Source organism: Paraburkholderia sp., from assembly GCF_034668105.1.
GTDB lineage: Bacteria > Pseudomonadota > Gammaproteobacteria > Burkholderiales > Burkholderiaceae > Paraburkholderia.
Genome location: NZ_JAXDPY010000231.1, coordinates 1 through 12,977, shown reverse-complemented (window position 1 = coordinate 12,977; position 12,977 = coordinate 1). Strand labels below are relative to the sequence as shown.

11 protein-coding genes are annotated in these 12,977 nt (G+C 59.3%); 5 read left to right on the top strand and 6 right to left on the bottom strand.

Features of this window, described 5'->3' with window-relative positions; genetic code table 11:
• Positions 1-469 (bottom strand): TetR/AcrR family transcriptional regulator (locus tag QOC89_RS10915; RefSeq protein WP_323045020.1); only part of this gene is annotated, 469 nt, incomplete at its 3' end.
• A gap of 108 nt (positions 470-577) precedes the next feature.
• Here QOC89_RS10915 and QOC89_RS10910 point away from each other — a divergent pair.
• A complete protein-coding gene (locus tag QOC89_RS10910; protein WP_323045019.1) occupies positions 578-1,228 on the top strand; it encodes a YceI family protein in 651 nt (216 codons plus the stop codon).
• Positions 1,229-1,308: 80 nt separating this feature from the next.
• Here QOC89_RS10910 and tdh read toward each other — a convergent pair whose 3' ends face one another.
• Both tdh and QOC89_RS10900 read right to left on the bottom strand, forming a co-directional pair.
• Entirely contained in the window at positions 1,309-2,340 is a 1,032-nt protein-coding gene (gene tdh / locus QOC89_RS10905) for an L-threonine 3-dehydrogenase (RefSeq protein WP_323045018.1), read from the bottom strand.
• Between the two features lie 14 nt (positions 2,341-2,354).
• The gene (locus QOC89_RS10900) at positions 2,355-3,554 is read right to left on the bottom strand and encodes a glycine C-acetyltransferase (RefSeq protein WP_323045017.1); all 1,200 of its coding nucleotides are present in this window, start codon (positions 3,552-3,554) and stop codon (positions 2,355-2,357) included.
• A 168-nt stretch (positions 3,555-3,722) separates the two neighbouring features.
• On the opposite strand from QOC89_RS10900, the gene QOC89_RS10895 reads away from it, so the two are divergent.
• From QOC89_RS10895 to QOC89_RS10885, 3 genes are all read left to right on the top strand, one after another.
• Positions 3,723-4,349, top strand: a complete 627-nt coding sequence (locus tag QOC89_RS10895) for an XRE family transcriptional regulator (protein ID WP_323045016.1) — start codon at positions 3,723-3,725, stop codon at positions 4,347-4,349.
• A 115-nt stretch (positions 4,350-4,464) separates the two neighbouring features.
• Positions 4,465-4,863 carry a DUF2471 family protein gene (locus tag QOC89_RS10890; protein ID WP_323045015.1) on the top strand — a complete coding sequence of 133 codons (399 nt, stop codon included), beginning with the start codon at positions 4,465-4,467 and terminating at the stop codon, positions 4,861-4,863.
• 67 nt (positions 4,864-4,930) lie between these two features.
• Positions 4,931-5,998: a tyrosine-type recombinase/integrase gene (locus tag QOC89_RS10885; RefSeq protein ID WP_323045014.1), complete on the top strand. Its 1,068-nt coding sequence runs from the start codon at positions 4,931-4,933 to the stop codon at positions 5,996-5,998.
• A gap of 86 nt (positions 5,999-6,084) precedes the next feature.
• On the opposite strand, the gene QOC89_RS10880 is transcribed toward QOC89_RS10885, so the two are convergent.
• Complete coding sequence (locus tag QOC89_RS10880; RefSeq protein ID WP_323045021.1) at positions 6,085-7,290, bottom strand: DNA-binding protein; 1,206 nt, start codon at positions 7,288-7,290, stop codon at positions 6,085-6,087.
• A 1,902-nt stretch (positions 7,291-9,192) separates the two neighbouring features.
• On the opposite strand from QOC89_RS10880, the gene QOC89_RS10875 reads away from it, so the two are divergent.
• Entirely contained in the window at positions 9,193-10,542 is a 1,350-nt protein-coding gene (locus QOC89_RS10875; RefSeq protein ID WP_323045013.1) for a replication initiation protein, read from the top strand.
• A 67-nt stretch (positions 10,543-10,609) separates the two neighbouring features.
• On the opposite strand, the gene QOC89_RS10870 is transcribed toward QOC89_RS10875, so the two are convergent.
• Together QOC89_RS10870 and parA are read right to left on the bottom strand one after the other, a co-directional pair.
• Positions 10,610-11,665, bottom strand: coding sequence for a ParB/RepB/Spo0J family partition protein (locus QOC89_RS10870; RefSeq protein WP_323045012.1), 1,056 nt, complete (start codon positions 11,663-11,665; stop codon positions 10,610-10,612).
• A 24-nt stretch (positions 11,666-11,689) separates the two neighbouring features.
• Positions 11,690-12,352 carry a ParA family partition ATPase gene (gene parA / locus QOC89_RS10865; protein ID WP_054034704.1) on the bottom strand — a complete coding sequence of 221 codons (663 nt, stop codon included), beginning with the start codon at positions 12,350-12,352 and terminating at the stop codon, positions 11,690-11,692.
• Between the last annotated feature and the right edge of the window lie 625 nt (positions 12,353-12,977).

The following is a 12,977-nucleotide window of genomic DNA, read 5'->3' as shown; positions in this document are numbered from 1 at the left end:
CATCCATGCCCGATCCGGCCGCATAGTCATCGACCCGGGTTTGCACGAACGCAAGCAGGCGTTCCTTGTGTTCACGCGCGACAATCCGGATCGGATCCTCCGCGGAAGCGATTTCACCGGCAGCGTTCAGAAACGCGCAACCATGAAAGTCCTCCGACGCAAACCATCTGCGCAGCACGTCGAACATGCCGAGCAGGTGGCTGCGCGCAGTCTTGCCGTACTGCAGCGTGCCCGCGACAAACCAGTTCATCCAGCGTTCGTCGCGCCGCTCCAACGCGGCGGCGACCAGCGCGTCTTTCGATTCGAAATGCGTGTAGAAGCTTTTACGCGCGGTGCCGGATTGCTTGACGATCGCGTCGACACCGGTTGCATGAATGCCGCCGGCGTAGATCAATGCTTCCGCGGCATCGAGCAGCCTTTGGCGCGCGCTGCCTGACGCAGTCGATTCAGGTGGGTTTCGAGTAGCCATACGCGAAGGGTAGAACGATCATTCTCCTTCGTCAAGTTTTCGTGCACTTCGGCGGATTGGTACGCTTACTGCTATCGTGATGACGATTCATCAACTGGAACGAATCTCATGGATCGCTCAACCTTCCGTGCAACGTTGATACGTGCGCTGCTCAGCGCAACGCTGTTGACGGCAATGGCCTGTACGCCTGTGCAAGTACTCACGCACACAGTCAGCCAGAACGAAGCGCGCGTGCCGGTTGGGCGCTACGACCTCGATCGGGACCATTGCAGCATCACCTTCGACATCGATCATTTCAAGTATTCGCGCTTTACAATGCGCTTCGACCGCAAACAGGGGCAGCTCGACTGGAACGAAGGCGGTCTGGACAAGAGTAGCGCAACGATCACGATCGACGCCGCCAGCATCGACACCAATGTGCCGCTGCTCGACAAGATGGTGAAAAGCGAGAGCATGCTAGATGTGGCGCGCTATCCGGAGGTGCGCTTCACCAGCACGCGCTTTGAGCGCACCGGCGAGTCGCGTGGCACCTTGACTGGCGACCTGACGATTCACGGCGTTACGCAACCTGTCACACTCGACGTGACGTTCAACGGTTTTGCGCCCGATCCGCTCACGAAAAAAGACACGCTCGGTTTTTCCGCGGACGGCCATTTCAGCCGCGCGAAGTTCGGTTTGGCGACGTGGTACCCGGCTGTCGGCGACGATATTCATGTACGCGTCCAGGCTGAGTTCGTTAAAACGCCCGCAGGCGCGTGAGCACGATGCGGGCGTTGTGTGTGAGGCGTTTCATTTTCAGCGGCGTCACTCGAGTGCGCCGCCTGGTTTGCTCATTCAGCTCAAGCAGCCGTCCAGTCGAGAATCACCTTGCCGCTCTCGCCTGAGAGCATCGTGGCGAACGCTTCCTGATAGTCGTCGACCTTGAAATGATGCGTGAGGATCGGCGACAAATCCAAACCGCTCTGCAGCATTGCGACCATCTTGTACCAGGTCTCGAACATCTCGCGGCCGTAAATGCCCTTGATTTCGAGGCCTTTGAAAATGACCTGGGTCCAGTCGATCGCGGTCTGCGCGGGCGGAATACCAAGCAGCGCAATCTTGCCGCCATGGTTCATCGCTTCCAGCATGCTGGTGAAGGCGCTTGGCACACCGGACATTTCCAGTCCGACATCGAAACCTTCAGCCATGTGCAAATCGGCCATCACGTCGCGCAACGATTCACGCGAAACGTTCACGGCACGCGTCGCACCCATCTTGCGCGCGAGTTCGAGACGATAGTCGTTGACGTCGGTAATCACCACATTGCGTGCGCCGACGTGTTTCGCAATCGCCACCGCCATGATGCCGATCGGCCCGGCACCGGTGATCAGCACATCTTCGCCGACCAGGTTGAACGACAGCGCGGTATGCGTGGCGTTGCCGAACGGATCGAAGATCGCGGCGAGATCGTCGGAGATTTCAGGCGGAATCTTGAACGCGTTGAACGCGGGAATCACGAGATATTCGGCGAACGCGCCTTCGCGATTCACGCCAACGCCCACCGTATTGCGGCACAGATGCCGGCGTCCCGCACGGCAGTTGCGACAAAAACCACAGGTGATGTGCCCTTCGCCCGACACACGATCGCCAATCGCAAAGCCACGCACCTCCTCGCCCATTTCAACAATTTCACCAACGTATTCGTGGCCGACGTGCATCGGCACCGGAATCGTTTTTTGTGCCCAGTCGTCCCATTTCCAGATGTGAATATCGGTGCCGCAAATCGCCGTGCGCGTGATGCGGATCATCACGTCGTTGTGCCCGACTTCGGGCTTCTTCACATCCGTCAGCGTGAGGCCGGGTGCGCGTTCGAGTTTTGCCAATGCTTTCATGTGCGCCTTTCGTTTTAGATCACGCCGAGTTGACGGCCGATACGCGCGAATGCGTCGACGGCCCGGTCGATTTGTTCCGGCGTATGCGCGGCGCTCATTTGCGTGCGGATTCGCGCGCGGCCTTTTGGCACCACCGGGAACGAGAAGCCGATCACATACACGCCTTCTTTCAGCAACGCGTCGGCCATGTTCGATGCGAGTTGCGCGTCGCCGAGCATGACCGGAATGATCGGGTGTTCGCCAGGCACGAGCGTGAAGCCGAGCGCGCTCATCGCGCTACGGAAATGCGCGCCGTTTTCGCGCACGCGCGCGCGCAATTGCGCGCCTTCGTCGCTGGCGAGCAGTTCGAGTACTTTCAGAGAGGCCGCAGCGATGCTCGGCGTCAGCGTGTTGGAGAACAGATAAGGACGCGAGCGCTGGCGCAGCAAATCGACCACTTCCTGGCGCGCGGCGACGTAGCCACCCGATGCGCCCCCGAGCGCTTTGCCAAGCGTGCCCGTCATGATGTCGACGCGCGACAGCACACCGCAATGTTCCGGCGTGCCACGCCCGTGTTCACCGACAAAGCCGACCGCGTGCGAATCGTCGACCATCACTAGTGCGCCGTAGCGCTCGGCGAGATCGCAAATGCCGGCGAGGTTGGCAATGATGCCGTCCATCGAGAACACGCCGTCGGTTGCGATCAGCTTGAACCGCGCGCCTGCCGCCTCGGCTTCTTTCAGTTTCGCTTCCAGATCGGCGAGGTCGTTGTTCTTGTAGCGAAAGCGCTTCGCCTTCGAAAGCCGCACACCGTCGATGATGCTCGCATGGTTCAGTTCGTCGCTGATGATCGCGTCGTTTTCGTCGAGCAGAGTTTCGAACAGACCGCCATTCGCATCGAAGCAGCTGGAATAAAGGATGCAGTCGTCGGTTTGCAGGAATGCGGCGAGCGCTTTTTCGAGGTCTTTGTGCACGGTTTGCGTGCCGCAGATGAAGCGCACCGACGCCATGCCGAAGCCGTCGTGATCCAGGCCTTGCTTCGCGGCCTCGATCAGCCGTTCGTCGTTAGCGAGACCGAGATAGTTGTTCGCACAGAAATTGAGCACTTCCGTGCCGTTCGCGAGACGCACATCAGCCGACTGCGGGCTGGCGATCACGCGCTCGTTCTTGTAGAAACCGTCGGCGCGGATCTGCTCGAGAGTGCCGCGCAGATGGGCGAGGTAAAGGTCACGCATGAACCAGACTCCTGAAAGGGTGGGCGCCCATGGGCGACATGCTCGGCGCTTGCGGCATGTTCGACGTCGAGGCGGCCTGTTATAGTCGGCTGTCAGTTTTATCGGATATTTTCGTTTTTCCGAACTAAAATCCGGTATGTCGAACAACTCTAAACGATAGGTCAGTAAATGGCAAGTTCGGGAATCCGCCGCGCAGCGGCCAACGCGGTACCCACTTCAGGTACGGGCACGGTCCCCGCGACCGCTGCGCCGCCTCGTGTCGGCGAGCAGATTCAGCGTCTGCGCGCCGAACGGCGCATGACGCTCGACGACCTGTCACGCGCGGCGGGCGTGTCGAAATCCATGCTCTCGGAAATCGAACGCGACAAGGCCAATCCGACGATCGCGGTTGCCTGGCGTCTGACGAACGCGCTTGGCGTCAGTCTCGATTCGCTGTTCGCGCCGCAAAAGGCGCCGGAGGCGATTGCCGTCTCCGGTCCGCACGACATTCCGACTTTGAGCGGGCACGAGGCGAAGTATCAGTTGCGCGTGTGGGGGCCGATCGAGCTGGCCGGCAAGTTCGAGTGGTACGAGTTGACGCTGCAAGCGGGCGGGGCGCTGGTGTCGAACGCGCACGAACCTGGCACGCGAGAGCATCTGACCGTGTTGCAGGGATCGATCGAGATCGAGGCGGCCGGCACGACGAAGCGGCTCAAGGCCGCAGAAACCGCGCGCTATGTCGCTGACGAGCCGCACGCCATCCGCAACGCCGGCAAAGGCGAAGCGAAAGCGCTGCTGGTGGTGATTCACGGCTGAGCGGCAGGCGCACCGTTGCTGGCTGTTGGCGGAATTGGGCTGAATTGTCCGCTCGGCCGAGGTTGCACGAGACACTGTATATTTGTACAGTACAGGGTATCGACTGGAGCCGATGATGAACGACCTGACCACCGAACAAGCCGAGCATGCTCTGGCCGCGCTGCGCTATCAAACCGCGGCGCGCGATCTTGAACACATCGTGCGCAATATCGCGGCACGCTACATCGTCCAGCAGGTGCCGCTCTCGTGGCGTCTGCTACATGCCATCGAGGCCGAGGCGTTGGCGGATCTCGGATTTGCCAGCCGGCACGACGCGATCATGCTCGGGCTGTTCCAGCGGCCGTCCGACCTGCCTTATCCGGAAACGGACGAGGCGGTGAACTTCGGCACCTCCACCGCGCTGCCGGCGGTGTTCGCGTTTGCCGTCTCGGCCTATGAAGAGGCGGCACGCCGCGCCGCAGAACCTTCGTCTAAAGGCGCTCCGTTAAAGCATGCGCGGGCGTGGGGCGACTGACTTAGTCAGACGCTGTACTTTCATCGGTTGCCACCTACAATATGCGCAACTAACGGAAGAATTGCGTATGTCACCTCCTCATCTGTCCGACCCGGTACCGCGTCCCGCACCATCAACCGATCTCTTCGATCAGGAACGCGAAGACTGGCGTCGCGATCCGCAAATCGCGTTCGACGCGTGGCTTGCGAAGCAGCATTTCAGGCGCTCTTCCGCTGAAGTCTATCAAGCGCAGTGGGGGCTTTTCCTCGACTGGCTTGCCGTTCGTCAAAAGAGTCTGGTCACGGTCGATACGCAAACCATCGCTGAATTCGTGGGCGGCCTTGCAATCCGAAAACCGCAACGCGTCAGGTATTTGCGGCTCATTGAACGCGTGCTCGACCATGTGCGCGAAATTGAATCGGCGTCCACCAATCCCGCCCGCTTCATTGCTCAGGACGGCGAAGCAGCATGGCGAAATGCACGCGACAACGAGCCGACCGGTTTTCTCAACCATGCCGAACGAACCGCGCTCATTGCGCATCTGTTTTCTCCGTTGCCGGCCTTATCCATGGCGCAACGCTGGAGAGAGCGGCGTGACCGTGCTTTGATCGCTGTGTTTCTGGGCGGGGGACTCAAGACGGGCGAAGCTGCTTCCCTTACGGTTAGTTGCGTGAATGCCGGTTCAGCGTGGGTGACGATCGAGTCCGCAAATCCCATGCTGATGCGGCGTACCCGGCTCGCGCCCTTCGCCACGGCCATTCTCGACGCCTGGCTTGCCGAACGGCGTCTATCCGAGCTGGCCGGCAATCTGGTCTTTCCCGCTTCGCCGTCGGGGCGCCCCATGCACAAGGCCACTATGCTGCGTGCCGTCGACGCCTTGATCGATGCGGCTGGAATTGCCGCCTCGCGTACCTCTCGCGCCAGTCCGCAAACGTTGCGCAACACCTTTGCGGCAGATCTGTTCGAGAGCGGGGTAGAGGCAGAACTGGTCGGACAATGGCTGGGGTTTGTCCAGGCGGTGTCCGCGAACCGTTTGTATCGGGCGTGGCAGAATTGGATGGACCACCAGGATTCGCCGGTCATCGACGAACCCGATCCAGCCGCACCGCCCTTACCCCCAGCCAGGCGGGACGGGCGTTTGACGAGAAAAGGGTGATCCGGCGAGCCCTAAAAGTCCTCACCCTTGAGGTCCCGAATTTCCTCACCTTTGGCGATTTTTCCACTATTGCGCCGCCTCGGCGGTCATGCCGACGCGGTAATCGAACTCCTTGATAAAAACCGGCTAACCGCCTCCAGCCTCGATTCGCCGGGACCTGACGAGTGATCGCATTCCGGACACTGCAGTTCGAAGCGGTGATCCACTTGCGATAGCTCCGGCTCACCTTCCTCACATTTTGGGCAGCGCAGCGGCAACGTGACATGGCCATCCGCCGCGCTGCCGATGACGGTCAGCTCATCGGTTGTGAGCCTGCCGGCTTCGACCAACGAGCACAACAGGCTTGCGATTGCGGGGTCGATGCCCTGTTGGCCGCGCAGCGTGGCGACTTCTTTGGTTAAAACATCCACTTCGTCCGATTGCTCGCGCAGTTGCGCGTCGAGCCGGTCTCCGCGCGCCTTGGCTGCCGCGATCTGCTGGATAAACTCGAATTCCTTGCGGCTTGCGTCACGTACGCCGGACTGATAGGTGGCCGCCATGCTGCGTAACGAATCGAGCTCGACCAGCATCGGCTTGACACGCCGCTCGGCTTCGGCCACGGCGTCCTTGATCTGTTGCGCATAATGTTCGGTGCTTTGACGCAATTCAACATGAAGCGCATCGATTCGGTCACGCAACGCCGCGTTGGTTGCCTGTTCGGTGTCGAGACGTTGACGCAGCGTTTCGTTCTCGCTGTCGAGTCGGCGGGCCGTTGCCTGCAAGCCTTCCTGGTGAGCGGTGCCGTGCGTGGTGCTGCTGGACAGCTCTGTTTCGAGCGCGCGAGCCCGCTCCCACGCGGCTTCCGCTTTCAGTTCGCTGCGCTTGATCGCTTCTTCCGCCATGCTGTGGCGAATTTCCGCTTCTCGCGCGCGTTGCTCGGCGGCGGCGACTTGTGCGCGAATGTGCTCGCGTTCGTCGTCCAAGGTCGAGCGTGCGTGCGCGATGGCTTCCTCAAAAAGCGCGCCCAGTAATTCTCCGGCGCGATCTTCCAGTGCTTTGGGTATTGCCCCGGCACCCACTTTGACGCGCGACACCGTTCTGAGGCGTTCCCAGAAGTGGTCGATGTCCTTCGGTATGTCACTTGCACTGCCTGTCTGGGTTAGATCGCGAACAGCCGCCATGGACGGGCGGATTCCCAAATCAAAGAAAAGCCGCTTGCAAGCATGGAGTGACAATTCCTGCCGCCGTGCTCCGCCGGCTCTCAACGATTCAAGCTCATCACGGATGGCTTGCCGTTCCTGATCCAGATTCATGTAGACCTCGATGTTGCTCGAATTGGATAAATCATAACAATTTACGTATTGTCCGCTACATATTTGTGGAGAGAGCGTGCGGTTTGACCTGTTGGACCTTTTTAGGGCTATCGGTAGCACATCAGATCCGAGCCCGCGGGCGTTGTTCGTGAAACAAAACGAAGATTAGCCAATAAGCTGTTGTAAATAAAGAGTTTTCAAAGGTTTTGTTCTGATTGCTCACTGTTTCACGAACGTGTCGTGGGTGCGAGGTGGGTGGATAGGTCTCGTCCGAAGGACACGCGGGGAAAAGCTAGAGAGTAATAAAAGTAAACACCTTTGAACCCATGTTAAAAACGTTAACGCCACGGCAAAGCCTTGCCCGGCTGGGGTTTCAGCCCGGCAAGGTGAAGCTTTGCGGGAGAGGTGGTTAGATCTTGCGGGACTGTCGAGTGATGAGGTTCGGGGGCCTCGGTGAGCAGGTGCGGGACACAACGTGAGCGGGTTCAGGAGCTGGCCCAAAAGTGGGGTTTGGCGAAAGGTGAGATTTTGCGGGACTTGAACGTCCGGGATCGCACGGCAGCTCTCAAAGTAGGTTCAGCGCCCGCCCAGCCGGAAGGTGAGCGCTTTCGGGAGCCGGGCGAACCCCAGATTTTGGCCTTATTTGGGCCTCGCAAACCCCATTGGTGAGTCAAGACGGGAGAAAGCGCGAACCGAAGGTGAGACTTTTCGGGGCCGAGACACCCTTTTTGCCTCATTTCTGGGCAAACGGATGCTTGAGGTGAGTGTTTGCGGGAGCCGGCTTGGAATTTCGCCTGAGATTCCATTCCGCCCTTTGCCGAACTCCTGGACCCCCTTGAGGAAAGGTGAGCGAATTCGGGAGACCCGGGGCGGAGCAATCGTGGGCTACTCAAATTGCCCGTTTTTGGCTAAAGGTGAGGATTTTCGGGAGTCTTTTGCGGGGCTTGCGATCGTTAAGGTGAGGAAATACAGGACCAAAATCACTTGGATAGCCCGGAAAAGCCCTACGGACGCTGTCAGAGCCATTCGCGTTTGGCGCTTGCTGAAATCTCTAGGTGAGGTTTTTCGGGGCCCCTCGAGCCGGACCCGAAAACGCCAGATTTCACTGAAAACCGGCTAAAGGTGAGGATATGCGGGAGTTCGTGTCTACGAATGAGCTCAAGAGATCCCTGCAACTCAATGAAATCATTGAATTATTTTTGTGCGCTGCGCAAAGGTGAGGTTTTTCGGGGGACCGTTTTGAGGCCTTCGCAAACGTCTTCCAGGCTCATTGGTGAGGTTTTTCGGGAGCAATTATTGGCGTTTTTCCCGGCTTCCAGGTCTGGAGGCCGCGTCGTTCCAAGCGCTCCGCTATCGTTAAGGTGAGCTTTTTCGGGGGGAGTGCGTCGCGTTTGGATCACTCTCTCGCGAATGAGGTCTCTGTCTGCCGCGTCTAGAACCCTTTGCTTGATCCGAAACGCGCAAAGATGCCGTGTGTACCCTCATCGCGAAGGCCCACACGCTGCGATCGACGGGTGCGTATTCTTCCTCCCCTCCCCTATCCATTGAAATGGGCCAAAGCGTGTTCATGCCACCGGCGTTCACGTGACCGACTCGTGTGAGTGCGCCCGGCTTGCAACGCGCACACGGCCAAAATCAATGAGATTTTTTTGAGGTGAGAAGATTCGGGATCGCTTGGCGTGCCTTCACTGCTAGTCGGAAAATGGTGCGTATTTCGGGAGGCCGCGACCTGCAAGGATGCCCCGAACCTGGCGTGAAACAGATGAGGTGAGGATTTTCGGGAGCTGCTCGAGGTGAGTTGCGCGTCGTAAACTCACTTCACCGGGAACGGTGAGACTCGCGCTATAGACGTGTATCACCACAGCCGGTATGCTCTCGCCAAATCCCTCCTCGACCTGACGCATGGCCACGAAGCGCGCGAAGAAGACCGATGTAGTCAGCCCGAGCTCAGCCGAATTGCGCAAGGCCGTCGAGGCGATTGCCATCCAGCCCAAGAGCGGCAAGATCACGCTCCTCACCCGCAAGCTATTCAACGTGCTGCTCGCGGTTGCTCAGCAAGCGGATGAGTCCGGCGACACTTATCGGGCCTTGCTGTCGGACATCGTCGCCAATTCGGCGTTCGATTCGAATGACACGGCGCTCGTCAAGGAACATCTGCGGCGCATGGTGTCGGTGCAGGTCGAATGGAGCACGGGTACATCCAGTCAGAAGCCGGGCCGTAAGTGGGGTATTTCCACGCTGATTGCCGACGCTGAAATTCTCGAAGACCCCACTACCCGCCGCGTCTGGGTGGAGTTCTCGTTTGCGCCGAAGATCAAGAAGAAGCTGCTCGATCCGGTCCAATACGCACGCCTGAGTCTGCAGTTCCAAAGCCAGTTGCGTAGTAGCGCGGGTCTCGCGCTTTACGAGATTTGTGTTCGCTATCTGACCAACCCGAGCCATCTTACGATGCGGGAAACATGGGAATGGTGGCGGCCTATCCTCTCCGGCACGCCGGATACGGAAGCGGGTGACGAGGCGAAACGCGAGTACAAGTACTTCAAACGTGATTATCTGCGCCCGGCCATCGCCGAGGTGAATGCAGTCACCAACATCTTCGTCGAGTTGATCGAGCACCGGGAAGGGCGGCGCGTGGCCGAGATCCAGTTCCGCGTGACCGAGCGCAAGCAACCCATGCTTGCACTCGATGAACACCCGAACGTGTTCGACAGCACGCTGGTCGACCGGATGGTGAAGATCGGTATTCCGCTGAAGGAAGCGCAAACGCTGTACGCCGATAGTGAGGAAAATCGGATTCGCGCAGCGCTGCAGATGACCGAGCAACGCATGCGCAGCACATCGTTGCCGGCTGTGCGCAGCGCGCCCGCACTGTTCAAGGATGCCTTGAAGAAAGGCTATGCGCCGCCGGTCGAAGCGCTGCCTTCCGGCAGCGGTGGCAAGGCCGCCGTGGCCGCGCCGGCGGACGATCTGAAAGCGCGTCTGCTCGGTGAGTACTCGGCGTATCGGCGCAAGGAAGCGCGCGAGCTTTACGACGAGCAAGGTGAGTCCGAACGGGAGATCGCGCGGAAGTCGTTTGAGGAAGATCAGCTGCCGGATCTCGGCACTCACATGCGAGATGATTGGCGTCGCCGTGGGCTGGATTCGAAGATCGTTGAAACGGCATTCTTCGATTGGCTGGCTCGCAAAACGTGGGGCGAACCCACCGACGGCGACTTGCTCGCCTTCACGCTGAGCCAATCGCGCGCGGCGTAATCGTCAAGAAAAACGGCGGCCCCTCTCGTGCGCCGCCGTTTCTGTTCCGCCTGATCTTGCCCTTCTGTTACTTCAGCATCTTTTCAATCTGTCGAAGAATGTCGTCACGCTTTTCCCGCGTGAGGCCCTTCAGGCGCAGTTCGATTCGATCGTCCCCATACGATTTCAGATCGCCGACAGCGACACCGCCGAGCTTGATCTCCAGACGCTGCGCATAGCGCTGCCGTCCCGCCGGCTTAGTGCTTTCCTGCGCGCTTGCCCTGCCCTTCACGATGTCCGCGACCTGTCGCGTGCTCAGGTCGTCCGAGAGAATTTTGTTGATCAGGCGCAGCGTCGCGTCAGCGCCGCGGGCGGTGTGATAACGGCCCACCTGATACGCCATGTTCGAGCCAAAGCGGTCGGGCCTTGCAACCATCTCGTGCATCACCGCTTCAGGAAGCTTCGCAATCGACAAGGCGACGGCGACGGTCGATTCGTCTAGCCCGAGATGCTCGGCAAGTTCCTTCTGGCTCTGGAAATGTCGATCGTCGAGAAAGCGTTTCCAGACGACGGCGTTATCGAACACCGTCTGCGAATCGCGCTGGACGTTGAGGTCGTAGCCGAGCTTATAGCTTTGGATGCCAATCGGCAGATCGATGACGATCGCCTTCACCGATTCCTTGTTCGCTTCTTTCAGCGCTCGCACACGCCGGCCGCCGTCACTGACGAAGTAGGTGCCGGGATTGTCGTAATCGGGGATGACGTGAATCGCTTGCTGCTGTCCCTGCTTCGCGAGATTGACGGCAAGCTCGGCGATCGATGACTTCAGATAGAAATGGCGTGGATTGAAGGGACTCGGCTTGATCGTCTTGAGCGCGAGTTCGATAATCTGGCCCGGCCGGTATGCGTGCTCGATCCGCCATGTACGGTAAGCGGTCGACTCATTGGCGTTATCGGCGGTTTCGACTTCCGCGATGTCAGGCGACATGGCCGGCTGGAGGGTGCGACTCGGTGCATCGCCAGTGGGAGTGCCATTCTTGACCAAACCATCAATCGCATTCAAACGATCGAGAGCGGTTCGCTTCTCGCTGCTGGTCGTATCAGGACGTGCTTGAAAGCCTTTGGCGAATTGGGAGGGTTTCATTCAGGGTCCTTTATGCGCATAAATTCAGGGGAGCAGGGCGGCGATCTCGTTGGCGCACGCCCGTACTTCGATGGCGGCGAGCTTGGCGCCGCGATCGTTCATCTGAAGCACTGTCTGCCCTAACGCCATTGCCTGCTTATAGGCTTCGCGCGTCGGGATCTGGGTTTTGAGCAGTGGGAAACCGAGCTCTTCCAACGCGCGCTTCAGTTCGCGCGTCAGCATCCGTTTCTCTTCGGTCTTATTCAGCAGAAAGACCGCGCGCAGGTCCTCGTTCATCACTTGAGCTTGCTGGACGAGCTTCACTAGTCCGACGCTCGACCAGTAATCGGCGGGCGACGACGAGGTCGGCATAATCGCGACGCTCGCTGCAAGTAATACGACGCCGGACACTTTCTCGGTGATGGAAGGGGGGCAGTCGACGACGATGATGTCGTAGTCCGCCACGAACTTCTTGATCTCGCGATGGATCTGGCTGCCAGCTTCGGAGAGATTGACGACCGGGAAGGGGATACCGGTTTCGCCGTCTGAAGATGCGCTAGCCCAGTGGACCAGGGTATTTTGACCATCTGCGTCTACAACAAGAACGCGCTTGCCTTTCTCATGGAATGCAGCGCCGAGGTGCATCGCGATTGTGCTCTTCCCGACCCCACCCTTCTGCTGAGTTACCGCGATGATTTCTGCTGCCAATCTTCACCTCCTCTTTTTAGACGCAAATGGATTTTACCTGGATGAATTCGCATTTCAATCGTTTTTGTGTAAACGCGAGAAGAATTAGCCGTTCGGGTTAGGTTTATGCGCATAAAGGGTATGGGCGGTGGCGAGATCCGGTGGAGTGGCTGTGATACAGCTATGAGCGGTAACAGGTCTGGCGGTGGCCGGAGGATCTTTGGGCCCGGTGGTTGACGGAAAAAGTGAGTTGGTCACGCAAACAAAGGTGACGCGACGCTAAGCGCTGGGATATAGCGGGGCGTCTTTTTGAACTTGGCGCTTCCTCGGGAGGGTCACGCGCTTCGCTTTGTGTGGCAAGACCGCTTGGCGTGACCAGAGTCGTTCGATCGCAATTGCGCTCCCGAGGCTTCCTGGGCGATCGCCTTTATGCGCATAAACCCATCGAGCGCTAACCACAGAGCGAGTCGTCTCGGTCATCGGACTTGATTTCAGCAGAGCGTGTTGCATGATCCTGACGGCACGGCACGGCACGGCACGGCACGGCACGGCACGGCACGGCACGGCACGGCACGGCACGGCACGGCACGGCACGGCACGGCACGGCACGGCACGGCACGGCACGGCACCGCACGGCACGGCACGG